General features: G+C 61.5%; 23 protein-coding genes. 11 read left to right on the forward strand and 12 right to left on the reverse strand.

Features of this window, described 5'->3' with window-relative positions; translation table 11 throughout:
* Positions 1-144: 144 nt before the first annotated feature.
* The 9 genes from C5J24_RS21620 to dctP all read right to left on the reverse strand — a co-directional run bounded on the left by C5J24_RS21620 (position 145) and on the right by dctP (position 8,710).
* Complete coding sequence (locus tag C5J24_RS21620) at positions 145-1,356, reverse strand: LysR family transcriptional regulator (protein WP_105420845.1); 1,212 nt, start codon at positions 1,354-1,356, stop codon at positions 145-147.
* A gap of 90 nt (positions 1,357-1,446) precedes the next feature.
* Entirely contained in the window at positions 1,447-2,379 is a 933-nt protein-coding gene (locus C5J24_RS21625) for an MYG1 family protein (RefSeq protein ID WP_105420847.1), read from the reverse strand.
* Between the two features lie 125 nt (positions 2,380-2,504).
* Entirely contained in the window at positions 2,505-2,987 is a 483-nt protein-coding gene (gene greA, locus C5J24_RS21630; RefSeq protein WP_105420849.1) for a transcription elongation factor GreA, read from the reverse strand.
* Between the two features lie 182 nt (positions 2,988-3,169).
* Positions 3,170-3,559, reverse strand: a complete 390-nt coding sequence (locus C5J24_RS21635) for a hypothetical protein (protein ID WP_105401506.1) — start codon at positions 3,557-3,559, stop codon at positions 3,170-3,172.
* Between the two features lie 163 nt (positions 3,560-3,722).
* Entirely contained in the window at positions 3,723-4,892 is a 1,170-nt protein-coding gene (locus C5J24_RS21640; protein WP_105401507.1) for an ABC transporter substrate-binding protein, read from the reverse strand.
* Positions 4,893-5,366: 474 nt separating this feature from the next.
* Positions 5,367-5,807: a type II 3-dehydroquinate dehydratase gene (locus C5J24_RS21645; protein WP_105401508.1), complete on the reverse strand. Its 441-nt coding sequence runs from the start codon at positions 5,805-5,807 to the stop codon at positions 5,367-5,369.
* Positions 5,808-5,811: 4 nt separating this feature from the next.
* Positions 5,812-7,113 carry a TRAP transporter large permease gene (locus C5J24_RS21650; RefSeq protein WP_105420851.1) on the reverse strand — a complete coding sequence of 434 codons (1,302 nt, stop codon included), beginning with the start codon at positions 7,111-7,113 and terminating at the stop codon, positions 5,812-5,814.
* On the reverse strand, positions 7,110-7,628 hold the full coding sequence (locus C5J24_RS21655) for a TRAP transporter small permease (protein WP_046631909.1): 519 nt from the start codon (positions 7,626-7,628) through the stop codon (positions 7,110-7,112). Before C5J24_RS21655 ends, C5J24_RS21650 begins: the two co-directional genes overlap by 4 nt.
* A 98-nt stretch (positions 7,629-7,726) precedes the next feature.
* The gene (gene dctP, locus C5J24_RS21660; protein ID WP_046631907.1) at positions 7,727-8,710 is read right to left on the reverse strand and encodes a TRAP transporter substrate-binding protein DctP; all 984 of its coding nucleotides are present in this window, start codon (positions 8,708-8,710) and stop codon (positions 7,727-7,729) included.
* A 239-nt stretch (positions 8,711-8,949) separates the two neighbouring features.
* Here dctP and C5J24_RS21665 point away from each other — a divergent pair, with 239 nt between their 5' ends.
* Positions 8,950-9,624: a GntR family transcriptional regulator gene (locus tag C5J24_RS21665; protein ID WP_105420853.1), complete on the forward strand. Its 675-nt coding sequence runs from the start codon at positions 8,950-8,952 to the stop codon at positions 9,622-9,624.
* 72 nt (positions 9,625-9,696) lie between these two features.
* On the opposite strand, the gene C5J24_RS21670 is transcribed toward C5J24_RS21665, so the two are convergent.
* Positions 9,697-10,479, reverse strand: a complete 783-nt coding sequence (locus tag C5J24_RS21670; RefSeq protein WP_105420855.1) for a helix-turn-helix domain-containing protein — start codon at positions 10,477-10,479, stop codon at positions 9,697-9,699.
* Positions 10,480-10,598: 119 nt separating this feature from the next.
* On the opposite strand from C5J24_RS21670, the gene C5J24_RS21675 reads away from it, so the two are divergent.
* Both C5J24_RS21675 and C5J24_RS21680 read left to right on the forward strand, forming a co-directional pair.
* On the forward strand, positions 10,599-11,546 hold the full coding sequence (locus C5J24_RS21675; protein WP_046631901.1) for a DUF6282 family protein: 948 nt from the start codon (positions 10,599-10,601) through the stop codon (positions 11,544-11,546).
* 25 nt (positions 11,547-11,571) lie between these two features.
* Positions 11,572-12,576, forward strand: a complete 1,005-nt coding sequence (locus C5J24_RS21680; protein WP_105420857.1) for an NAD(P)H-quinone oxidoreductase — start codon at positions 11,572-11,574, stop codon at positions 12,574-12,576.
* Positions 12,577-12,624: 48 nt separating this feature from the next.
* Here the strand turns inward: C5J24_RS21680 and C5J24_RS21685 are convergent, their stop codons facing one another.
* Both C5J24_RS21685 and C5J24_RS21690 read right to left on the reverse strand, forming a co-directional pair.
* Positions 12,625-13,536: a hypothetical protein gene (locus C5J24_RS21685; RefSeq protein WP_105420859.1), complete on the reverse strand. Its 912-nt coding sequence runs from the start codon at positions 13,534-13,536 to the stop codon at positions 12,625-12,627.
* Positions 13,537-13,679: 143 nt separating this feature from the next.
* Positions 13,680-14,573, reverse strand: coding sequence for a 3-keto-5-aminohexanoate cleavage protein (locus C5J24_RS21690; RefSeq protein ID WP_105401516.1), 894 nt, complete (start codon positions 14,571-14,573; stop codon positions 13,680-13,682).
* A 221-nt stretch (positions 14,574-14,794) separates the two neighbouring features.
* On the opposite strand from C5J24_RS21690, the gene C5J24_RS21695 reads away from it, so the two are divergent.
* The 8 genes from C5J24_RS21695 (at position 14,795) to C5J24_RS21730 (ending at position 23,063) form a co-directional block, all read left to right on the forward strand.
* On the forward strand, positions 14,795-15,568 hold the full coding sequence (locus tag C5J24_RS21695; RefSeq protein WP_046631892.1) for an HpcH/HpaI aldolase/citrate lyase family protein: 774 nt from the start codon (positions 14,795-14,797) through the stop codon (positions 15,566-15,568).
* Between the two features lie 33 nt (positions 15,569-15,601).
* Positions 15,602-16,363 (forward strand): SDR family NAD(P)-dependent oxidoreductase, encoded by a 762-nt coding sequence (locus C5J24_RS21700; protein WP_245446752.1) that lies wholly within the window; start codon positions 15,602-15,604, stop codon positions 16,361-16,363.
* A 239-nt stretch (positions 16,364-16,602) separates the two neighbouring features.
* Positions 16,603-17,064: a tripartite tricarboxylate transporter TctB family protein gene (locus tag C5J24_RS21705; RefSeq protein WP_105420863.1), complete on the forward strand. Its 462-nt coding sequence runs from the start codon at positions 16,603-16,605 to the stop codon at positions 17,062-17,064.
* An 18-nt stretch (positions 17,065-17,082) separates the two neighbouring features.
* Positions 17,083-18,588: a tripartite tricarboxylate transporter permease gene (locus tag C5J24_RS21710; protein ID WP_105420865.1), complete on the forward strand. Its 1,506-nt coding sequence runs from the start codon at positions 17,083-17,085 to the stop codon at positions 18,586-18,588.
* A 45-nt stretch (positions 18,589-18,633) separates the two neighbouring features.
* Positions 18,634-19,257, forward strand: coding sequence for a nuclear transport factor 2 family protein (locus tag C5J24_RS21715; protein WP_105420867.1), 624 nt, complete (start codon positions 18,634-18,636; stop codon positions 19,255-19,257).
* Between the two features lie 134 nt (positions 19,258-19,391).
* Positions 19,392-20,366 carry a tripartite tricarboxylate transporter substrate binding protein gene (locus tag C5J24_RS21720; RefSeq protein WP_105420869.1) on the forward strand — a complete coding sequence of 325 codons (975 nt, stop codon included), beginning with the start codon at positions 19,392-19,394 and terminating at the stop codon, positions 20,364-20,366.
* A 112-nt stretch (positions 20,367-20,478) separates the two neighbouring features.
* Positions 20,479-20,958 carry a (2Fe-2S)-binding protein gene (locus C5J24_RS21725; RefSeq protein ID WP_105421052.1) on the forward strand — a complete coding sequence of 160 codons (480 nt, stop codon included), beginning with the start codon at positions 20,479-20,481 and terminating at the stop codon, positions 20,956-20,958.
* A complete protein-coding gene (locus tag C5J24_RS21730) occupies positions 20,958-23,063 on the forward strand; it encodes a molybdopterin cofactor-binding domain-containing protein (RefSeq protein WP_105420871.1) in 2,106 nt (701 codons plus the stop codon). Before C5J24_RS21725 ends, C5J24_RS21730 begins: the two co-directional genes overlap by 1 nt.
* Positions 23,064-23,118 lie beyond the last annotated feature (55 nt).

Genomic DNA, 23,118 nt, shown 5'->3' on the forward strand with positions numbered 1-23,118 from the left:
TCAACTTTTCGTCAACCTCCATGGGCCTCGACACGGCGATCCCCGTGCCAACACCAGTCTCTCCACCTGCCTGGCACATTTGCACCTTAGCCCGGCCGCGTCTCCACGCTCAATCAGTTCATCTGCCAGACTCATAAGTTATGGTTATAGCGGCCGATCGGACCAGGTGGGCAGAAGCTCCAGGAACGCCTGTTGTGCGGCCGTCGGCAGCCAGTCCCTTCTCGTCGTCACGCCAATTGGCCGCGATGTGTGGCTGAGGTCGAAAGACAGCGCCCGCATCAGCCCGCGGGCGATCTCCGCTTCCGCCTGGAGACGGGACGTGCAGCCGAGATGATCGCTGGAATCGAGGAGCTCGCGCATCAGGATCAGCGAGCCGGTTTCGACGATGCTCTTCGGCGGCCCGCTTGGCGAACCGGCAAAGACGCTGTCGAAATACCGGCGCATCGGCGTGCCGCTCTGATTGACTACCCAGGGGAAGGCGGCAAGCTCCTCGACCGTCAGCGCCTCACGGCCGGCCAGCGGATGCGCCTGCCCCGAAACCATGACCACCGTGTCGTGGAACAGCACCTTCTGCTCCACATCGCCGATCGGCGCCGGCACCCGAAGCGCGCCGAGCATGAAATCCACCTCACCGCGCCGGAGGGCACCCAGCAGGTCCGGGTAGGGACCCTCCTGGATCTGGATCGGCAGGTTCGGCCGGATCTTGCGGAACCCGGCGATCGCCTTCGGCAGCACATAGGATTTGGCAAGCGGCGTCGCGCCGATGACGATCTGGCCGATCTCGGCCGCCGTCAGTTCCGCAAGATCGGCATCCGCCTGTTCGAGCTCGACGAAGGCGAGCCTTGCCGCCTGAGCGAGCGCATGGGCCGCACGCGTGGCGACGATGCCGTAGGACGTTTGTTCGAACAGCGGACGCGCCGCCGCCTCCTCGAGCTGACTGACGGCGCGGTAGACCGCCGGCTGGCTGAGACCCAGGCGGCTCGCCGCCAGCGTAAAATTCTCGGTTTCGCGGACCGCGATCAGCGATTTCAGCTGTGCGGTCGTCGTCGTCACCCGCAGTCGCGGCGACAGCTCCGACAAGGCGGGATCAAGATATCCGAAGGCGCGCTTGATGCGCAGCGCCAGGATCTCGCCGGCGCCATTGGGAAAGATCCGCTGCGGCGTGCGGGAAAACAGCGGCAGGCCGGCGGTCTTTTCGATCTTCGACAGCGCCTGGGTAACTGCCGGCTGGGAAACGAAGCAGAGCTCCGCCGCCTTGGTCACCGAGCCGGTATCGACGACCGCGAGGAACGCCCTCAGATGCCTGAGGCTGTGATGCAGGATGGTGGATGAGGAAGCGGGCCGCGAGGAACTCATGATGGGTTCTTCTAGCACATCTGTTTGGCACAGGAAGCGGAAGCCCGGCCCCCAACAGACCGCCTCGGCTGCCGCCGTTCTTTCTCGCCTTTACTTGACCCCGTTGGCGACAGCTTCCCTAACCGCGAGCTCCGCCATCACGAGCGCCGCTTCGCGGGTCCTGGCGGCGGCGATGAACCGGCCATTATGACAGAAGCTGGCGCCTTCGACGCCGCAGACTGCCTCGAGATCACCGTCGGTCAGGCCGGCCCAGGCCGCCGGCAGATCGGCCCGCACCTCGAAACCTTCATCCGCTCGGCGGATGGTGGTGAGGCACCAGTCCTTGTCGCGCGGGTGAACGACGAACAACAGATGATCGGCGCCGGCCTTGATGATCGCCGGGCGGAACGGCATTCCCGCCGGCAATTCCAGAATGCGGCCTTCGCCCGTATCCACGATCGCCTGGTGCACGAGCGCCTCGGCCCGCAGTTTGGCAGCGCTCTGGGCAATCCGTGCCTCGACGAAACTGCGGGCAATGGCAAGTGCCGCGTGAAAGCCACGGTTTTCTGCTTCCGGGTCTTTTTCGTCGAACACGGGTTTCAGGGTTTCCAGGAGAGATGGCAGAGTGAGCCCAGCCAGCGGCCCCGCAATCGAGGGGCTGAGCGCACCATTGTCCATCAGATCGATTGGAAGCACGAAGCTCCCGTCGAAAGAGGCATGCAAAGTCTCGATATGAGCCCCGGGAAGGCCCAGGGCGGCAAGGTAGTCACGGCCATAGTGCTTCCAGACCAATCCGAACGAGCTGTAAGGCTGGCCATCGTCGCGCAGCGGCGCGCCGCGCTGGTGGTGATCGAAGACCTGCGCCGCAGCGTCATAGGCGCCGCCGACATCATAGATGATGCGGTCGGCACCGGGCGTGATCCATTCGGGCGCCCGGCTGCGAACGATCCGAGCCTTTGGGAAAAGCCGGGTCAGGACGACGCTCGACAGCAGTTCGTCGGCATGGAAGCCACCCGAATGGGTGACGAGAAAATCTGGGGTCATGCCGGGATGCGCCTTGTGGTTCGCTGAAGGTCGGTTTGCAGTCAGCACCTGATAACCATTGCCGGACGGCTGCTCAACCCGTCATTCAACGGTTTGAACACGGATACAGCGGCTATATGAGCATTTCAGGAGATTGCGAGGATCTCCAGCTCCTGACCGCCGACGCTGACGACATCTCCGACAGCCCTGCCCACAAGCAGCCTTGCGACCGGCGAAACGAAGGAAATCGATCCGGCCTTGGGGTCCGCTTCATCCTCTCCGACGATCCGATAGGTCTGGACGCGCCCATCGTCGCGGCTGAAGGTCACGGTGCTGCCAAAGGCGACATTCTCGAACGACGTCGGATCTGGAACAAGCTGGGCCGTGTGAGCTCTCGCCGCAAAATACCGCACATCGCGCAACGGATTTGCCTGCTGCCGCCGCCGTTCATTGACGTCCTCGATCGCGCTCGCCGCGCCATAGGCCTCGCGCGCCTGCGCGAGCTGCAGTTCCAAGGCCTTCAGCCCCGCTTCCGTCACGAGGTTTGGATGCGGCGAAATCGGACGATCCGGCAGCAGGGTTTCCGAAGCGGTTTCGGAACTCTCTTCCTTGGTGAAGGCAACACTCAATCTCAAACTCCGTCTGGTACGGCGCCCTCGCAGCGCATGGAGCGTCTGGCCCGCCTATTTGTTGGACCCATGCATACGACAACAACGGAAGAACCGCCAATCTCGATCCATCGGTACCGATCCATCTTCTACGATGTTTCTGGTATCTAGGTGGCTAGGGACGGCCTTGTAGGCCGCACAAATTATGCGGACGGCAATTCAAGGCCGTTCGGGAGTGAAATCCAGATGACAGTTTGCGCCTCTGGAGAATGGCGTGACAGATGGCCCTTGCCGTATGTGTCTTCCACCAACACGAAACTACCCGCCTGAACGTGACGCACCTCTCCGTCGCTCGTCTCGTATTCGACCGAACCATCCAGCCTGACCGTAAGCACAGGCTCTGGGACCGTATGCCAGGCAACCTCTCGCATGCCTGCCGGGATATGGGTGAGGCGGACCCGGGACGCCGGATAACTGGCCGTCACGTCGAAAGGCACGGCATCGGGGTGCACCGACCTCTTGGTTGTCGGCAGTTCAATTTCGTCGAAATGGGATTCACCATCGGGGGTGGCATAGATCCGCAAGCACTTCATTACGGCTATTTCCCTTCCGGTGCGCGATGCTGAAAACCAAGCATGGCTAGCATGAACAAGCCGGGCAACGCCACGACAGTCCAGTATCGGGCCGTTAGCAGACTCGATACCAAAAATGGCGGACCTCGGTCCGCCATTCACATGTCGAAAGTTCCATTCCGCCTTACTTGGCGTTCGGGTCCTTGATCTTCGGGAAGGTCGCAAATTCGACGTTGTAGAGTTCGCCGTTCACTTCCTTGACTTCGCGCATGTAGATGTCCTGGACGATATCACGGGTGGCCGGATCGATGGTGATCGGGCCGCGCGGGCTTACCCAGGTGGCACCCTTCATGGCTTCGATGAGCTTGGTGCCGTCGGTATCGCCATTGGTCTTCTTGAGCGCCAGATAGGCGAGCGTCATGGCATCATAACCCCCGACGCCCATGAAGTTCGGGCGCATGTTCTTGGCGGCCTTCTTCACCTGGGCGACAAAAGCCTTGTTTTCCGGGCTGTCGTGCAGGGCCGAGTAGAAATGGCCGGTGATGACGCCCTTGGCGACCGCACCCATGCCGTTCAGCAGGTCGTCGTCGGTGACGTCGCCGGTGGCAATCAGCTTGATGCCGGCGTCGGCAAGGCCGCGGTCGACATACTGCTTCATGAACTGCGCACCGATGCCGGCCGGCACGAAAACGAAGACCGCGTCGGGCTTGGCGTCACGGACGCGCTGCAGGAAGGGGGCGAAATCCGGGTTCGCCAGCGGAACGCGGATCGCCTCGACGATCGTGCCGCCGTCTTTCTTGAACTGGTTGGTGAAACCCTGCTCAATATCGATCCCCGGACCGTAATCGGAGACCAGCGTCACGACCTTCTTCAGGTTGTTCTGCACTGCCCAGGTGGCCACCGGAACGGCGGACTGCGGGCCGCCCATCGAGGTGCGGACGTAATACTGCGACTGCGGCATGATCGCCGAGGTCGTTGCCGAGGTGATGATCGCCGGGATCTTCGCCTGGTTGAGAACCGGCGCAACCGACATGGCAAGCGGCGTCAAGCCGAAGCCCATCAGCATCTTGGCGCCATCATTGACGACGAGCTCCTGGGCGATGCGGCGGGTCTGGTCGGCGACACCGCCGTCGTCGCGCAGCACGACTTCGATCTTCTTGCCGGCGACGGTATCGCCGTTCAGCGCCATATAGGCCTTCACACCCGCCTCGACCTGACGGCCGGTGGACGCGAACGGACCGGTCATCGGCAGGATAAGGCCGATCTTGACCGTTTCCTGCGCGGATGCCGGAATTGCAACGAGGCCGCCCATGGCGAGACCGGCCGCAGCCATCAATGTTCTTCTGGTAATCATTCTCTTTCCTCCTCAAAGACGAACTGTTCTCAAAGCTCCCGGTGACAGACCGCATCCTCCTTGCGGCGTCCGGCCCGTCACAGCCTGTCGGATATATCGGGGACATCGCGATCAACAGTCAACGGGCGCGACAGTTTGGCGCCCGACTATTTTCCGCGTTCGTTAGCCGGCTGAACATGGCTAGATGTTTCCCGAGAGCTGGGGCCTGGATTTCACAAATCCGTGTATACAAATCCACCGCTTACGTCGCGTTTTGCCAAAAACCGCTCCCGCAAACGACCAACTTCGAGCCAGACATCCAAACCGCAAGAAAAACCGGGATAAAAAAGGCATGCCCTGCCCTGCCAAGAAAACCGCCGGCCTGCCGCTCCCCCTCCACGCCGTTATACCAGCAATAAGTCTGTATACATTGCCTGTCAATATTAGCCTTTGGGCCGAGAGCGTTATTTACCCGAACGCGAGCCGCTCGACCGGCTATCGTCTCTTTTCTTCGATCAGCTGTTCCAGGGCCTTTACCGCCAGCGGATAACCTGTAGCCCCGAGGCCGGCCATCACCGTCGTCGCCGTCATGGAGACATAGGAGTTGTGATAGATCTGTTCACGGCGATGGACGTTGCTGATGTGAAACTCGATGATCGGCCCCTCGAACATCTTCAACGCATCGAGGAGCGCCAGCGACGTGAAGGTGAAGGCGGCAGGGTTGATGATGATCCCCGCACCCTCGTCGATCGCCTCATGCACCCAGTCGATCAGCTTTTCCTCGCTGTTGGTCTGGCGGAATTCGACCGGGCGTTCGCCCGCCGCCTCCCGGCACCACGCCTCCACTTCGCCAAGCGTCGTGGTGCCGTAGATTTCCGGCTCGCGTTTCCCGAGCCGATTGAGGTTCGGACCGTTGAGAATATAGATCGGTTTCATCGGTTCACCCCTGATAGCCCATTAGGCGCGGAAGCCAGAGGACGACGTCCGGCACGAAAGTGATGATGATCAGGCTGACCACCATCCAGAAAATGAAGGGTGCCGCGTCCTTGATGATGTCCTTCACCGGCACACCGGAAATGTTCGTCATGATGAAGAGCAGCAGCCCGTAAGGCGGCGTGACAAGGCCGAGCATGATGTTGACGACCACCACGACTCCGAAATGCACCATATCGATGCCGAGTGCCTGGGCGGTCGGAATGAAGACCGGCACGATGATCAGGAGGATCGCCGTGCCTTCCAGCACGCAGCCAAGCAGAAGCAGCAGGACGTTGACGAGGATGAGAAAGCCGGTGGGCGTCAGGTCCCAGCTGGTCAACAGCACCCGCAGCGTGTCCGGGATATTTTCGATCGTCACGACATAGTTGAAGACCAGGGAACCGGCGATCAACATGCCGATCGACGCCGTCGACTTGGCGCTGAGCAACAGCGAATCGTAGAAAGCTCCGAAGCTGATGCTCCGATAGATGACCAGCGAGATGACCAGCGCATAGGCGGCGGCGAGCGCGGCGGCTTCGGTCGGGGTCGTAATACCTGAATAGATGCAGCCGAGCAGCACGACCGGCATCATCAAGGCCGGGAAGGCCCGCCAGGTGATGCGGGGAATATCCCGCAGCGGCACCGGATCTTCGACCGGGAAATTTTTGCGCCGCGCGGTGATCGCCACCTGCATCATCTGCAGGCCGGCCATCTGCAGGCCAGGCACCATCCCTGCAAGGAAAAGGTAGCCGATCGAGGCATCCGACACGAGCGCATAGATGACCATCGGGATCGAGGGTGGAATGATCGGACCGATGACGGAGGTGACGGCCGTCAGCGCCGCGGCGTAGCTTGGCGTATAACGCCCGTCCCGCGTCATCATGTTCTGCATCATCCGGCCGCTGCCGGCGGCGTCGGCGATCGCCGAGCCGGACATGCCGGCGAAGATGATGCTCTGCACCACATTGACCTGCGCCAGTCCACCACGGAAGCGGCCGACCAGCACGTTGCAGAATGCCAGCAGCCGTTCGGTCATCGAACCGATATTCATGAACTCCGCGGCCAGCACGAAGAGCGGGACCGAAAGGATGAGGTAGTTCGAATACATGCCGTTCAGGAACTGCTCGGCCACCGTGCCCATGTCCGCTCCGGCAAGAAGCAGGTAGAGGATCGAGCCGCACATCATGGAAAGGCCGATCGGCAGGCCAAGGAAGGCGAGCGCCGTGATGACGACGAGCGCGATCGAAAAGGGGCTGGTGAAGTTCATACGCCCGAGCCCGCCTTGGTGGGATCAAAGGCTTCGGGCGCCCTGCCGCGAACCGCGAGCACCCCAAGCCAGATGTAACGCACGATCATTGCGACAGCGAAGACGATGTAGATGGAATAGAGGTAATCGAAGCGGATCTTCAAATAGGCGGTGCTTTCCACCTTCATGAAGGTCACGTAATCGATCACCGCCGGCAGGGATATGCCGAACAGGACGACGAGCGCGATGGCGCAGATGATCTGCATCACCCGCCGCGCCCTGTCGCCGGCGCCAGCCCAGAAGAAGTCGAAGCGGATCTCCTCCACTTCCCGCACCACGAAGGCAGCGCCAAACAGCACGATCCAGATCCACAACACGACGCTGATCTCGTTGGTCCAGCCAACCGACAGGTTCAGGATGTAGCGGAAGACGATCTGCAGAACGAAGGCGGCAAACATCCCGAGCAGCATCAGTGCCAGGAGATTTTCGGCGCGGCGCCGCAGCCAGCCGCCGGCAGCGATAAGTTTCGAATTCATTTACCCCCTCCCCCGGAGGTTCGGCCACCAGGCCGGGCGTTTGACCGCTCCGGCCTGCCGCCGCGTTTGTGAGGAGCCCGCCCATGGGCGGGCTATTTTCAGATTGCCGCAACCTTTTCGAGGACGCCTTTCGGCCAGGACTTGGCAAGGTCGGAGGCCAGGTATTTCTCCTGGGCAAATTTGCGGAACGCGGCGATGTCCGGCTCGTAAATATTGAGGCCGGCCTTCTTAAATTCGTCGACCAGCGTCTTCTCCTGCGCAAGGTGCTGGTCCTCGCTCCACTTCATCGCCTTGTCGGCGGCTGCCTGGAAGGACTTCTGCTGATCGGCGCTCATGCCCTTCCAGATCTTGCTGGAAATGGTGAGCAGATCGTAGCCGATGAGGTGCGAGGTCATGACGATCTGCGACATGACTTCATAGAACTTCATGTTCTTGACGTTCGGCAGCGGATTGTCCTGGCCGTCGATCGCGCCGGTCTGCAGACCGGTATAGACTTCGGCATAAGCCATCGGCGTGGGGTTGGCCCCGAGCGCGGCGCCAAGGAACTGCCATGCATCGCCACCCGGCATGCGCAGCTTGATGCCCGCCATGTCCGCGGGCGTGGTGATCTTCTTGTTCGGCTTCAAACCGATCTGCCGGGCGCCGAAATAGGTCGGGCCGAGAATATGAACGCCGAGTTTTTCGTCGGCCATCTTCTTGAATTCCGCGCCGGCCTCGCTCTGGAAGAACTTGGTCACATGCTGCGCGTCGCGGAACAGATAGGCCGAGGTGAGCACCGACCATTCCGGAATCTGGTTGGAAATATCCTGCGGGGCGATATTGCCCATCTGCAGATTGCCGCGCTGGATGGCGACGAGCTCGGTTCCCTGCTTGAAGAGGTTGCCGCCGTAATAAGGCTCCAGCTTGTACGAGCCGGCGATCGCCTCGGCGAACATCTTGGTCATCTGGGCGCGAATATCCTGTTCGGAAAATACCGCGGAAAACTTCAGGACCGGCTTGTCCTGTGCCAGCGCCGGCACGGACAGGGCGGCGGTTGCCAATGTGGCGCCGAGAAAGTGTCGGCGGGTCAGATCGAATGTCATGGGCTGGTTCCTCCTCCTCACGGCGCGCCGCTTACCTGCGACGAAGCCTCCCTTGTGCAGGCCATTCCTCCCGAGAACGCCGCACCTTCGTATTGTACGAAATAGTTCGTATAAGTCAATTCTCTCTTTGCCTGACTTCCCGGTCTTTCAGGATGAAATCGCAAATCATCATATTAAAGGCGTTCTGCCCTGTATTTTCTTCTTCATCAGCTATATACGATCAGCTCAAAGGGGGAAACATGCTGAAATCAGGAAAAGAGGCAGCCGAGACGATCGGCGAGACCGTGTTTCGGCGGATACGCCAGGATATCATTTCCGGCGCCCTGCCCCCTGGTTCCAAAATCAGGCTGGAGCAGACCAAGGAGCGTTATTCCGTCAGCGTCTCGACGCTCAGGGAAATATTGAGCCGGCTCACCACGGAGAACCTCGTTATCGCCGAAGGGCAGCGCGGGTTCGAAGTGAGCCCTGCGTCCCGGCAGGAACTCCTGGAACTGGCCGACCTTCGCATCCTGCTCGAAAGCCATGCGATCGGCCTCTCCTTCGCAACGGGAGATCTCGACTGGGAAGCGCGGATCGTCGCGGCGCATCACAAGCTTTCGGCGATCGAGCGGCAGCTTCTCGAAGGCGACGCCTCACGCACCGTCGATTGGGTACGTTACGATTGGGAATTTCATCAGGCTCTCGTCTCGGCCTGCAATTCCGAGACGCTGATGGCGTCGCTCTCATCCGTCTTCGACCGCTTCCTGCGTTACCATCTGCTGGCCGAAAGTTTTCGCGGCAAACCGGTGGTGGACGACCACCGGCGGCTTTTCGAGCTTGCCATGAAACGGGATGTCGGCGGCGCTCGGGATATACTGACGCGGCATGTCCGCAACGGCACCGAACATGTCCTGAAAAGCGGCCGTATCCGCTGATATGGCAACAGGTCTTGCCGAGACGGCCCAGCATGGCCTTTCTGTCTCGGTCCGGCGGACGGCCTTGGCGGATCAGGTGGCAAAACTGTTGGAGAGGCGGTCCAGATCTTCCGAGATTGCAGCTGCGGCCGACTGCAGGATCGGAGCGTAGCGTTCGCAAGCTTCCCGTTCCGAGCCGAAGGCCGACTTGAAGTAGGTGAGCCCTATGCTCGCCAGGACCCGCCCGCCCTGGCCGAGGATGGGAACGCCGATGGTATTGGAGTTCTTTGGCTCGACGAGAGACGACCGGGTGGCGTAGCCGTCTCGATGGACCTTGCTGACGACCCGCTTCAGTTCGGCCGGATGATGACTGAGCGCGTTCTCCGGATCGTCCGACCTTTTCAGCACGTCGATGATCAGGTCGAATTCATCCTTGTCGAGGAAGGCAAGGTAAGCGAGGCCCAGTCCGCGCGTAAGCAGACAGAGACGCTTGTTGACCGTACTGTGAAACGGCGAAATAAAGCTGTCCGGCACCGTGCTGAAGCGCACCACCATCCCGTCATAGTCCGGCAGGGCTATAGCTATCGGCCATTTGTGTTTGCGGGTCATTGCGATGGCCCAAGCACGCCCTGCTTCCACCACCAGCGGTCCCTTGTGAAAGCCGGAGCTCAAGGACGTCACCAGCCCGCTGACCTGATAGCCGCCCTGCCTTGTATCATTTTCCACATATCCGGCTTCCTCGAGCGTCCGCAGGATACGAACGAGAGTAGGTTTCGGAAGCTTTGTCCGGGCATGCAGTTGGGCAATTGTATTGATTGGGTGAAGGTTCAGCTCTTGCAGAACATTCATCGCGCGTTCGATTGCTCGAATGCCCATGGATCCTCCTCCCGTAGAATCTAGATGGCTATTTCGACTAGCGAAATGCCGGGGATGATAGGTTGTCGCGGTCTGGAGTCAAGCTTTAGGGAGGTCCAGGATGTAAGTAGGAGATTGCCATGGCTTCGGCAGACGATGTGAACCGCAATAGACAGGAAGTCAGAAAGCTTATCGCCGGTGTTGACGATGAATTGGCCAGCCGCTTGCTGCGTGGCGCAGTCGATCTTCACGTTCACTCCGGCCCCTCGACGATGCCCCGAAAACTCGACCACATGGAGGCCGCCGAAGAGGCAGCGGCGGCGGGTATGCGCGGGCTTCTGTTCAAGGACCATCATTATTCGGTCGCGCCGGTGATCCCGATGATGGAGCGGCTGCTTGGAGACCGTGGCCTGTCGATGTTCAGCGGCCTCGTGCTCAATAATTCGACGGGGGGATTGAACCCGTTCGTCGTCGATGCCCAACTGAAAATGGGCGCGAAGCTGATCTGGATGCCAACTGCACAGGCAGCCAATCACATCCGCAGCGCGCATCGCAAGACGCGGCTTGCTTCGAATGTCCAGCTTAGACATTCGCCGGCGCTGACGCCTCTCGATGCCTATGGGAATATTTTGGACGAGGTGAAGCAGATCCTCGACATGATTGCGGAATTCGATGCCATCCTGTCCTCCGGACATCTGCATGTCTGGGAGATCTGGAAGCTCTTCGATGAAGCGCGGGCTCGCGGCGTCAAGCGCCTGCTCGTCAATCATCCGATGTACGGGCTCCACTTCACCCCCGACGACGTTCGCGAACTGGCTCAACTGGGCGCCCTCATCGAACAGTCCGCCGGCCTCTATGTCGATTCCCGCTTCAACACCTATACGCCGGAGGAATTCAGGGAGCACATCCTGGCTGCAGGCGTCGAACATTCCTCGATCGGCTCGGATCTCGGGCAGATCGACAACCCCACGCCGGTGGAAGGCATGCGCCAGGCGATCAAGCTCTGCCTGGCATTGGGTTTCAGCGAAACGGAGGTGCGGACCATGGTTGCAGACAATCCGGCCAAGCTGGTCGGATTGCCGACGTGACCATTCCATTCCGCTGACCCAGCACATGCAAGTCATCGAGATCGAACGCCCGGGCGGGCCTGAAGTTCTTCGGATCATTGAACGACCGCGGCCGCGGCCGCAGGCCGGGGAAGTGCTGATCCGTGTCGTCGCGGCCGGGGTCAACCGGCCGGATGTCCAGCAGCGGCGCGGTCTTTATCCGCCGCCGCCAGGCACCTCCGAAATTCCCGGTCTCGACGTTGCCGGGGTCATCGACGACGTCGGTGAAGGCGTAGACGGGCTTCGGGCAGGAGACCTGGTCTGCGCACTCGTCAACGGCGGCGGTTATGCGGAGTTCTGCGTGGCGCCGGCCGTGCAATGCATGCCGATCCCGAAAGGCCTGAGCTTCATAGAGGCTGCTTCGCTTCCGGAAGTCTTCTTCACGGCCTGGAACAACCTGATCTGGTTGGCGCGACTGGAATACGGGGAGACCCTGCTGATCCAGGGCGGCACCAGCGGGGTTGGGATGGCCGGCATCCAGATCGCCACGCAGCTTCGGCACGCAACCGTTTTTGCAACCGCCGGCACCGACGAGAAGAGAGCGGTCTGCAAGGCCGTTGGCGCGCAAGCCGCGGTCGACTATCGCGGTGCCTGGGATGAACAGATCCGCGACCTGACCGGCGGTGAAGGGGTCGATGTCATCCTGGACGGGCAAGCCGGAACCGAGACGCAGCGCCAGCTGGACCTCTTGAAGGACGACGGCCGGCTCGTCTTCATCGCCAGCCATCAAGGCAGCATGGCGCAGGTGAACATCCGCACGCTGGTTCGCCGACGGCTGACGATCACCGGATCAACGCTGAGACCAAGGCCACCCTCCTACAAGGGACGGCTTGCAAAAGACCTGGTCGACCACGTTTGGCCGCTGCTCGAGGACGGCCGCATTGTCACCCGCATTCATCAGGTCGTCCCGTTCGGGGAAGTGCGGGAGGCTCATCGCATTCTCGACGAAAACCGCCAGATCGGCAAAGTTGTCCTTGCCGTCGATCCGGCGCTTGCCCATACCGTTCCATAGCCGCCGCCGACACCTGAGACCCGGAGCCGACGGCGAGCCGATGGACGGTTAGACCTGGGGCATCGGGTAATCGTCCGCGTTGAGGACCCAGCCCGGCTTTTGCGAAAAATCCATCCGCGGCGGCGCGAAGATGTCCACCAGTTGATTAACGCCGGCGGATTCAGCGGTTGTCGTGTGGATCGACGGCGGTGGGATAACGCAGATCGACGGCGACTCGCAGTAGAGGTGTTCGTCCTCCCGCCAGATGTTCATGTTCGTAGTCCAGGGCCAGCGCAGATGGTGCGTAAAGGAACCGCTTAACGCCAGCGAGCATTGCTCGAAATCATCGTGATGGTGCGGGGACACCTTGTCCCGCTCGCGAGGGCCGATGCGCGGCGATAGATAGTTGATCATGAACGTGGTGCAACGGTAGATGCGCCCGAACCGGGACGGATCGTCCGGAACCTCCAGCGTATACCACTTCAACGTCAGCCCGCCGGGCGGCTCCGGCCAGGCTTCGAAAGGAGGGACATTGGGATGCGCGCCGAGGAAGGCATCCGCGTTCGAAGCGGCGCGCGCCAGATCCTCCGACTTCGGTGTAAAAAGGCGAACGACGCTGCCGCCCGTCGACACCCGGATGGAGCTGTCGCCCGGCGGCACGAAGGCGACGGAATAGCCCGGAACGACGGTGGTTCCCTCCGCGGTGGTGATTTCGACCGAAGTCTCCTTGTCGGGAATGATCAAGGCATATTCATCGGGCTGCGACCGGCGTGAGAAAATGCCGCCCTCTTTCGCGTTGCTGTATGCGACGACGAAGTTCTGTCCACGGCTGATCCATGTGTCGCCGTTGGCATCGGCGATCTGGGGCGCGGTTTCGTAGAACAGGGCAAGCTGCGAGCCGAAATAGCTGTTGTGCACCTTCGTGCCGCTTGGTTTCGCAGCATTGGACAGATTGGATCGTGGGTCACTCTGAACGTACATTGGCATCTCCGCTTTTCTGCCAGAAATAGCTGGCCGTAGTCGAAATCGTCTCGCCCCGTGCCAGGAGACCGGATGGCATTGAGGCCGGGCTGCGGCCCGCGTTCCGGCGGAGCCGGCCGAGCGACATGCACCGCCGCCAGGATCTAGCGTGGCTTCGGCAGCTGCTTCTTCAGCCCTAGAATTTCTCGCGCCTCGCCGGCGGTCGCGATGGTGCCTCCCAGCTCTCTTAAAATGCGCACGGCTTTCTCCACGAGCACGGTGTTGCTCGCGGCGAGGACACCTTTTTCCAGATAGATGTTATCCTCCAGGCCGACCCGAACGTGGCCGCCCAGAAGCCAGGCCTGCGCCAGCATCGGAAATTCCCAACGCCCCACGCCAAAGGCCGCCCAATGAGCGCCTGCCGGCAGAAGCGACTTCATGTACATCAGCGTTTCCGGCGTGGCGATTGCCCCGTAACGCACTCCGAGCACGATCTGGAATAGCGCCGGCTCCGCCAGCCTCCCCTCCCGAAGGAACTGATTGGCGAGCTGGATGTCTCCCGTATCGAATACTTCGATCTCCGGCAGTACGCCCGCATTGCGAATGATGTCCGCCATGACTGCGAGATTGCGGGGCGTATTGATGACGACGGAAGAACCGGAATACATCGTGTTGAAATCGAGGCTGCAGATCTCCGGCCGCAGGGAAGCGATATGTTCGACCCGATGCTCCGGTCGCATCAGCGTGGTCCCGGGCGCTGAAATCCGCGGTTCGTCTTCGCTGGGGACGAACCGTCCGCCGGGGCCGGTCGTCAGGTTGATGATCACGTCCTCGTCCGCTGCCCGCAGGCGCTCGACAACCTCGCGGTAGTGCTGCAACTCCATGCTGGGCCTGCCGTCCGGATGCCTCACATGGATATGAACGATCGCAGCGCCCGCCCGCGCAGCATCGATGCAGGCAGCGGCGATCTGCTCCGGAGTGACCGGCAGATAGGGGGTCTGGTCGATCGTCGTGATATTGCCTGTGACGGCGCAGCTTATAATGGTCGGATTGGCCAAGGCTTTTGTGTTCCTCGTTGAGCGTCACGCGCGAATGAAGTCGCGCTGTCCTGAGACATTGGCTCGCACCAGAAGCTGCGGATCACAATCGTTATCGTCGGCCGTTTCGCGAGAAGAAACGCCATCCGGGTGGGGAATGTTTCGCAGGGAGAAACGGGACCGCAATTGCCTTCGTTCCTGACAAGGGAATGGCTAGGGATCGGTATCGAAAGGTGGCCCCGATGACAGAACAGCGTCCCGATTTTACCGCATTCCGTGAACGACTGCTGACGCGCCAACGGATGCTCGGCACATTCCTCAAGCTTCCCACGACGCAGGTGGTCGAGATATTAGGGGCGATCGGCTATGATTTCGTGGTTATCGACCAGGAGCATGCCGCGCTCGGGCGCGACATAACCGACCTGATGATCTTTGCCGCTCGTGCATCGAATATCGCGCCCGTGGTGCGCATCGCCGAATTCAGCGAAGCAAACATCCTGTCGGCGCTCGATTCGGGCGCGATGGGGATCATGGTCCCGCATGTCAGCACGGTCGAAAAGGCTCGGGCAATTGCACGCAGCTGCCGATATACGGGAGGTAGCCGAGGTTTTGCCGGGCTGACGCGCGCCAGCAATTGGGGAAGTATCGACGCGGTGCATCATATGTCGCTGCAGGACAGCCGGGTCGCCTGCATCGCCATGATCGAGGATTTTGAAGCCGTTGACCGGACGGCGGATATCGCCAGGGTAGACGGCATAGACGCTTTGTTCATCGGCCGGGGAGATCTGACGGCAGCACATCGAGACGATCCGCAGGCCGGCGCCAAGGTGGCAGAAATCAGCAGGCAGGTCGCGGCGGCGGCACGAGAGGCCGATATTCCGCTCATGATGCTGCCGACCAGCAAGGCCGACTTCAATTTTGCGGCCGAACTCGGCGCGAGTGCGATGTTGGTATCGAGCGACCATGGCTTCATCCGATCGGCCGCCGCCGCCGCTCTCAAGGAATACTCGGCTTAAAATTATTGTCGGCAGGTCTTTTCGGGAGGAAAAATGCCATTGATCGAAGTTCCGGAACTGCCAGTTCCAAGAGTTGCGCTCGTGACCGGTGGAAACAGCGGGATCGGGCGCGCGATCGCCGCGCGGCTCGCCCGGATGGGCACCACCATCGTCGTCGGCTACAACAGCCGCCCGGAGATAGCTGATGACGTCGTCAAAAGCCTTCATGGCAGCGGCCACAGCGCCCTGCGCATCGCGATCGACGATCCGGCATCCGTCGCCGAGGCAGCCGTCGCCGTCGGCGAAAAATTCGACAGCCTCGATGCCCTGATCAACTGCGGGGGTGCGACAACCCCGGTCGCGGCAAACGACCTCGACGCGCTCACCGACGACATATTCGATCGCGCGGTAGCGATAAACCTCAGAGGCCCCTTCGCAATGGTTCGGGCGTTCCGCCCGATGCTGGAACAAGGCAACAACGCCGCCATCGTCAATATCTCCTCCATCGCGGCCCGGACCGGCGTGGGAAGCAGCCTGGCCTATATTGCGGCGAAGGGCGGATTGGATGCGCTGACAATTGCGCTGGCCAAGGTGCTGGCACCCAAAGTTCGCGTTTTCTCCGTTTCGCCCGCCGGCGTGGATACGGATTTTGTTCCTCACCGTACCCGGGACCAACTGCAAAAAGTCGCGGAACGCCTTCCTCTGGCCAGGATCACCGCTCCCGACGATGTCGCGCGGGCAGTGACCGCCTGCATCGTCAACCTCACCAGTTCGACGGGAATCGTCATACCGGTCGACGAAGGCCGCCATCTCTAGCCGCTGAAGCCGCAGATATTTTCACAGGCGGCGCCTTCGGGGGGCCCTGCCTTCCCGCTGTTTCCGCATCATTGGTCAATCGTCTGGCGAAACAGGTTGCCTGCGACATTGCCAGCTTGAGCCGGCTTTGTATTGTGAACACCTGCGACGTGGCGAGGGGTATTGGTCCGCTTGTTGGACAGACAAATGAGCGCGCATAGTTGCAAATCGACTGAACAACATTTGGATGGGAGCCTCGGATGAAGCTGAGCCAAGACGTTCTACTGGGACTCTTTTTCGTTGTTTTCGGCGTCGTGTCCGTTTCAGTTGCGATGAGTTACCCCTTCGGCACATCAGGTCGGATGGGGCCGGGTTATTTTCCTGTCATCATTTCGAGCTTGCTGGTGTTGACGGGCCTCCTCGTCCTCTTTCGTTCGCAATTCGTCCGGCCGGAAATGCTGCCGGCCATTCGGTGGAAGCCGCTCTTTTTGATCCCCAGCGCGGTCGTGATTTTCGGGCTGGCGGTCGAGACCCTCGGGTTGCCGCTGGCCGTTCTCCTGCTGACGATCCTGACCGCGGCGACGAGCATCAAGTTTCAGATCGGATGGAAGGCCGTCGCAGGGTCTCTCGCCTTTGCCGCGCTCTGCTCCGTCGTCTTCATCGAACTCCTCGGCCTACCCATCCCCATCGTGGGAAGCTGGCTACGGGTTCTCGGTTTCTAATCGCTTTGCAGGATTGACATGGACATTTTCAATGGACTTCTCCTGGGGTTTTCGACGGCAACGACGCTGTCCAATTTCGCCTATTGTTTTGCGGGAGTGCTTCTTGGCACCGCGGTGGGTGTCCTGCCCGGCCTCGGGCCGATCGCGACCATTTCCATGCTCCTGCCGTTCACGTTCGGTCTGCCGGTCGACACAGCGCTGATCATGCTGGCGGGCATCTTCTACGGATCGCAATATGGAGGCTCGACGACTGCGATCCTGATGAATCTTCCAGGAGAGGCCTCATCCGTCGTCACCACGCTCGACGGGCATCAGATGGCAAAACAGGGCAAAGCCGGGCGCGCCTTGGCGGCGGCCGCAATCGGCAGCTTCTTTGCCGGCACGGTGGGAACGCTTTTCATCGTGATAGCAGCGCCACTGCTAGCGAGCCTTGCCCTCACCTTCGGGCCTGCGGAATATTTCTCACTTATCATGCTCGGCCTCATCACCTCGATGGTGCTGACCAGCGGATCGCTGCTGACAGCCTTCGGCATGGCGCTGTTCGGCATCGTCCTCGGAATGATCGGAACCGACATCAATACAGGGGCCGCGCGGTATACGTTCGGCTCGCCCTACCTGCTCGACGGGCTGGATTTCGTCGTCGTCGCCACGGGCATATTCGGTCTGGGCGACGTCCTCATGAACCTGGAAAACGAGCGTTCACGGGTGGTGGGGGTCGCGCCCGTCAGCAGCCTGTTCCCGACGGCGGAGGACTGGCGCCGGATGTCCGCGCCGATCCTGCGCGGCACCGGTATCGGGGTTCTGCTCGGAGTATTGCCCGGCGCGGGCGTCCTGCTCGCGTCCTTCTCGGCATATGCTCTTGAGAAAAAGATCTCGAAACATCCCGAGCAATTCGGCAAGGGTGCGATCGAGGGGGTAGCCGCACCAGAGGCCGCCAACAACGCCGCAGCGCAAACCTGTTTCATACCAATGCTGACGCTCGGCCTTCCGGGAACCGCGACCATGGCTCTGATGATCGGAGCGCTGGTCGTTCAGGGCGTTCAGCCCGGGCCGGAAATCCTGTCTCAGCAGCCTGCCCTGTTCTGGGGCCTGGTCGTGTCGATGTGGCTTGGCAACCTGATGTTGCTTTTCCTGAACCTTCCGCTGGTGGGCATGTGGGCAAAGCTGATTTCGGTGCCATACCATTTTCTGTTCCCGACGATCTGCGTCTTCATGGCAATCGGCGTCTACAGCATCAACAACAGCGTTTTCGACGTGTACATGATGGCGCTGTTCGGTGTGCTCGGATATTTCTTCAAGAGGATGGGAGCAGAGCCCGCGCCGCTCATCCTCGCCATGATCCTTGGCCCCATGGCGGAAGAATATCTGCGCCGGACGCTTTTGATCTCCCACGGGGATGCAAGCGTCTTCTTCACGAGCCCCCTCAGTCTCGGAACATTGGTCGTCGCCGCCCTGCTGCTCCTGTCGATCGTGTCGCCGCGCTTTCGCAAAGTGCGCGAGGAAGGGCTGCAGGAAGCCGACTGATCGGCACCCACGACCGACATACGCACCAACTTCCAGGAGTTCCCTATGCAACAGGACGACGGCACGCGCCTAAAGGCCCTCCTAGACAGGGAGGAGCTCTTCGATCTCGTGCGCCGCGAACGCTTTGCCCGTGACCAGCGCCGTTTTGACGTGATGAGCGCATGCTTCCACCGCGACGCCTATATCCGGACAAGCTGGTACGAGGGACGCGGTGGCCAGGCCTATGTGGACGCGACGCGCGAGTGGATGAAGGCGACCGGCAACAGCAAACACTGGGTGTTTCCCGCCTTTGCGCAAGTGACCGGGGACCGGGCAACGGTGGAAAGCCCGGCGATGATCTTCAACCGCGCGAGGCCTGAAGGCGTCGAGATCGACCTTCATGTCTTCTGCCGGTTCTTCTCCCGCGCCGTGCGGGAGGCTGGCACCTGGAAGCTCCTCACCTTCGAGGTCCTGTTCGAAAGGGATATAGCCAAGCCCGTCAACCCGGCGGAGACACTTCCCATCGACTGGTCCGTCCTGTCGACCATGCGTCCCTCCTACAAGTTCCTGGCATATATCCAGCACACGCGCGGCGTAACGGTAAAACCCGATCTGCTGGGCGACGATCAGCCGGACCAACTCAGCGCTTTTTATGAGGGCGAAGAACGCTGGCTTGCCGGCGCGGACTGACGGCCATCAAGGCTTGCGATTGAGCGGACCATTCCAAGCAGCGGAATGGTCTCAGTCAGAGGTTCGCGGTGGCAATCCGGCACGATAGTGTTGCGCCTATAGAACTCGATTCAACGGGTGGGAGGAGACTTGCAATGAACAGGCGGGAATTTATCGTATTGGGCGGCACAGCTGCCATGCTGGCGTCCAGAGGAATTGCGCTGGCCGACAGTTGGCCGAGCAAACCGGTAGTGGTGATCTCGGCCTATCCTCCGGGTGGCACCAGTGACATTATAGCCCGGCTGGTCGCGGATGCCTTGACGGCCAAATACGGCCAGCAATTCGTCATCGAGAACCATGCTGGCGCAGCCGGGGCCCTGGCCGGCGGCAGGCTCGCGCGCGCCGCGCCCGACGGCTACACGATCATGATCAGCGGCAGCGCGCCGATCGCGGCCAACAAGGTGGTGCAAAAGAACCTTGCCTACGATCCGCAGGTGGACTTCACACCGATCTCCATTGTCGCTGAAAGCCCGGCGCTGCTCAGCGCAAGCGCTTCGGCTCCGGCGAAATCGGTCCAGGAACTGATCGCCTATGCGAGGGCAAACCCTGGAAAGCTGAATATCGGGAACCCGGGCGCGGGGACCAAGGGGCACATAGCCGCTGCCATCATCGGCCAGATGGCCGGCGTGCAGATCAACCATATTCCCTACAAGGGCTCGCCGCCGCTGCTGGCCGACCTGCTGGGTGGACACATCCACTTCGCACTCGACGCGCCGTCCAACTATCTCCCCCATATCCGCGACGCGAAAATCCGCGGGCTTGCGGTCACCTCGGCCAAGCGAATTCCGGAACTGCCCGAGGTGCAGACCGTCGCAGAACAGGGCCTCAACGGCTACGAACAGACCCTCTGGTTTGGCGCTGTCGGCCCAAAGGGGATGTCCAAGGAGATCGTCAGCAAGATCCATGCCGCCATCAAGGAGTGGAGCGATACGCCGGCAGCACAGAAGAAGTTTGCGTCGCTGGGACTGACCTCCGTCGTCAATTCGCCCGACGAAATGGCCGGCTCGATCGAACGCGAGATCCGGTCGATCGAGCCCCTGGTTAAGGCCGGGCTTGTCGAGCCGACCTAAGCTGCTCGTCGCAGGCGGGAGTGGCCTTATCGGTGTCGCGGCCGCAATCACTTGGCCGCGACGCCTCTCGGCGGGACTTGGAGATGCTGGCATAGGGATGGAATTGAGCTGGATGAACGAATGCCTCACTCTCAATGTCAATGGGCAGGTGCATGAGCTGGACGTGCCTTCGACAGCGCCGCTTCTGGACGTGCTGCGCAATCACCTGGGGCTGAAAGGCAGCCGGTATGGCTGCGGGTTGGAGCAATGCGGCGCCTGCATGGTTCTGATCGACGGCGTTGCCGCCTATTCCTGCAGCCGGGAGATCGGCACGCTTTCCGGCCGCACGATCACGACAGTCGAAGGCCTGGGCTCGGCGGATGCATTGCACCCGCTGCAGCAGGCATTCCTCGACGAGCAGGCGGGACAATGCGGTTATTGCCTATCGGGCATTCTGATCGCGGCAAAGGCTTTCCTCGATCGCAATCCCGACCCGACGCGGGCCGAAATCGCCGCCGCGCTCGACGCAAATCTTTGCCGCTGCGGTTCGCACCCCCGCATTTTGCGCGCCGTGCTCAAGGCGGCAGCCGACATGCGTGAGAAGGTAGCCTGATGACCACGCTTACCTTCAGCCTGAAGGACAATCCCCGGCTCGACCGCTGGCTTCGCTTTCAGGACGACCACACGGTGCGGATCGGCACCGGCAAGGTGGAACTCGGCCAGGGCGTGCTGACAGCGCTTGCTCAGATCGCGGCGGAGGAACTGGATCTTCGCATTGACCAGGTGCGGATGATGTCCGGCAACAGCGTCGAGGGTCCGGGTGAAGGTTATACCGCCTCGAGCTGGTCCATCGAGCATTCCGGTGCTGCGATCAGGCTTGTCGCAGCGGAAGTCCGTGCACTTGCCCTGGCGCGGGCGGCGCTGCGCCTGAACGCGGCACCCGACGAGCTGACCGTCGCGGACGGCGCCTTCCTGAAGAACGGTGCACCGAGCGGCATCGACTATTGGAGCATTGCCGGAGAACTCGACCTTTCCGCCGAAGCCACCGGCGCGGTTGCGCCAAAACCCCAAAGCGCTCACCGCTTCGTCGGCAGATCTGTCCCACGGCTGGACCTGCCGGCCAAGCTCACCGGATCCGGCTTCATCCAGGACATGATGCTTGCAGGAATGCTGCACGCGCGGACATTGCGCCAGCCCGGGCCAGGCGCGGTGCTTCTGCAACTGGATGAGACGATCATCCGGCGCAGAGCGGGAGTCGACGTCCGCATCGTTCGCCTCGACAATTTCGTGGCGTTCGTCGGCACCGACGAGACCGCGGTCCGCGCTGCCGCCATGGCTGCAACGGAATGCGCCGTCTGGGACAATGCCCTCAGTCTCTCAACCGAACAGGCGACGCCGGACTGGCTCGCCTCCCAGCCCTCAGACGACCGTCTGATGGGCGATCCTACGCCGGAAAAGGCGACGGATCGTGTCTCCGCACGCTTCACTCGCCCGTTTCTTTCGCACGGCTCCATCGCGCCCTCCTGCGCGATCGCGCTCTACCGTGACGGCATCCTTACCGTCTGGTCCCATGCACAGGGCATGCACCCGCTGCGGGAGAATATCGCAAGGACGCTCGGATTTTCCCTCGAAGCGGTTGCCTGCCATCATGTCCAGGGTGCCGGCTGTTATGGCCATAACGGTGCCGACGACGCGGCCTTGGACGCTGCCCTCGTGGCACGCGCGCTGCCCGATCAGCCGATCCGCCTCATGTGGCGGCGCGAGGAGGAATTCGGCTACGAGCCGCTCTCCTCGGCCATGACCGTCACCGTCCATGCAGGACTGGACGCGGCCGGCCGGCCCGTCGACTGGACCACGGAAATCCGGAGTGCCACCCATGGCCAGCGGCCCGGTGTCGGCGGCGCCAGCCTGCTTGCCGCCCACGCCATGAAGACGCCGCCACCTGCCCGCAAACCCTTCGACATTCCGCTTGAACGCGGCGGCGGAGCTGCCCGCAACGGCATTCCTCTTTACGACATCGGCCCGAAGCGGATCGAATTGCATCTGATCCACGACGTGCCGGTACGGACCTCGTCACTGCGTGGCCTCGGCGCGACGCTGAACGTCTTCGCCATCGAAGGCTTGCTCGATGATCTGGCCGGACGCGCAGGCGAAGATCCGGTTGCATACCGGCTGGCCATCCTTTCCGACCCTCGCGCCCGTCGCGTCCTCGAGAAAGCGGCCGCGATGGCGAACTGGTCATCCCGCGATGCCGGGGGCGCCGGCAGCGGGCTGGGTATCGGCCTCGCCCGCTACAAGAATTCTTCGGCCTATGCGGCGGTCGTCGTCGCCGTCGAGGTGGACGAGGCAGTCCGGGTCAAGAATATCTGGTGCGCCGTCGATGCCGGTCTCGCCATCAATCCCGACGGAATTCTCAACCAGATCGAAGGCAATATCGTCCAGGCCATCAGCTGGACGCTGATCGAGGAGGTGCGCTTCGGCCCGCAGGGTATCGCGACGCTCGACTGGGAAAGTTATCCGGTCATCCGCTTTTCGCAAATACCCGAGATTCGCGTCGAACTTGTCGAGGCCAGCGAATACCCGCCGCTCGGCGTCGGTGAATGCGCAGGTGGTCCATCGGCAGCCGCCATCGGCAATGCGGTCGCGCATGCCCTGGGCACACGCATCCATCATATGCCGATGACCCGCGACCGGATCATGGCGGCCCTCATGGCATGACGGGACAGCCGGCGACGACGGTTGGGTGCGCGACAGCGGATCCATCGTGTTCGGA

Source organism: Neorhizobium sp. T25_27 (assembly GCF_002968565.1).
GTDB lineage: Bacteria > Pseudomonadota > Alphaproteobacteria > Rhizobiales > Rhizobiaceae > Neorhizobium > Neorhizobium tomejilense.

Bases quoted from the DNA above. Each gene is read 5' to 3' on its own strand.
- C5J24_RS21700 (WP_245446752.1), top strand. From the start codon at position 15,602: ATGCCATTGATCGAAGTTCCGGAACTGCCAGTTCCAAGAGTTGCGCTC.
- C5J24_RS21675 (WP_046631901.1), top strand. From the start codon at position 10,599: ATGGCTTCGGCAGACGATGTGAACCGCAATAGACAGGAAGTCAGAAAG.
- C5J24_RS21710 (WP_105420865.1), top strand. From the start codon at position 17,083: ATGGACATTTTCAATGGACTTCTCCTGGGGTTTTCGACGGCAACGACG.
- C5J24_RS21720 (WP_105420869.1), top strand. From the start codon at position 19,392: ATGAACAGGCGGGAATTTATCGTATTGGGCGGCACAGCTGCCATGCTG.
- C5J24_RS21655 (WP_046631909.1), bottom strand. From the start codon at position 7,628: ATGAATTCGAAACTTATCGCTGCCGGCGGCTGGCTGCGGCGCCGCGCC.
- C5J24_RS21685 (WP_105420859.1), bottom strand. From the start codon at position 13,536: ATGTACGTTCAGAGTGACCCACGATCCAATCTGTCCAATGCTGCGAAA.
- C5J24_RS21645 (WP_105401508.1), bottom strand. From the start codon at position 5,807: ATGAAACCGATCTATATTCTCAACGGTCCGAACCTCAATCGGCTCGGG.
- C5J24_RS21680 (WP_105420857.1), top strand. From the start codon at position 11,572: ATGCAAGTCATCGAGATCGAACGCCCGGGCGGGCCTGAAGTTCTTCGG.
- C5J24_RS21730 (WP_105420871.1), top strand. From the start codon at position 20,958: ATGACCACGCTTACCTTCAGCCTGAAGGACAATCCCCGGCTCGACCGC.
- C5J24_RS21620 (WP_105420845.1), bottom strand. From the start codon at position 1,356: ATGAGTTCCTCGCGGCCCGCTTCCTCATCCACCATCCTGCATCACAGC.
- C5J24_RS21705 (WP_105420863.1), top strand. From the start codon at position 16,603: ATGAAGCTGAGCCAAGACGTTCTACTGGGACTCTTTTTCGTTGTTTTC.
- C5J24_RS21670 (WP_105420855.1), bottom strand. From the start codon at position 10,479: ATGGGCATTCGAGCAATCGAACGCGCGATGAATGTTCTGCAAGAGCTG.
- C5J24_RS21640 (WP_105401507.1), bottom strand. From the start codon at position 4,892: ATGATTACCAGAAGAACATTGATGGCTGCGGCCGGTCTCGCCATGGGC.
- C5J24_RS21725 (WP_105421052.1), top strand. From the start codon at position 20,479: ATGAACGAATGCCTCACTCTCAATGTCAATGGGCAGGTGCATGAGCTG.
- C5J24_RS21715 (WP_105420867.1), top strand. From the start codon at position 18,634: ATGCAACAGGACGACGGCACGCGCCTAAAGGCCCTCCTAGACAGGGAG.
- C5J24_RS21625 (WP_105420847.1), bottom strand. From the start codon at position 2,379: ATGACCCCAGATTTTCTCGTCACCCATTCGGGTGGCTTCCATGCCGAC.
- C5J24_RS21650 (WP_105420851.1), bottom strand. From the start codon at position 7,113: ATGAACTTCACCAGCCCCTTTTCGATCGCGCTCGTCGTCATCACGGCG.
- dctP (WP_046631907.1), bottom strand. From the start codon at position 8,710: ATGACATTCGATCTGACCCGCCGACACTTTCTCGGCGCCACATTGGCA.
- C5J24_RS21635 (WP_105401506.1), bottom strand. From the start codon at position 3,559: ATGAAGTGCTTGCGGATCTATGCCACCCCCGATGGTGAATCCCATTTC.
- C5J24_RS21665 (WP_105420853.1), top strand. From the start codon at position 8,950: ATGCTGAAATCAGGAAAAGAGGCAGCCGAGACGATCGGCGAGACCGTG.
- C5J24_RS21695 (WP_046631892.1), top strand. From the start codon at position 14,795: ATGACAGAACAGCGTCCCGATTTTACCGCATTCCGTGAACGACTGCTG.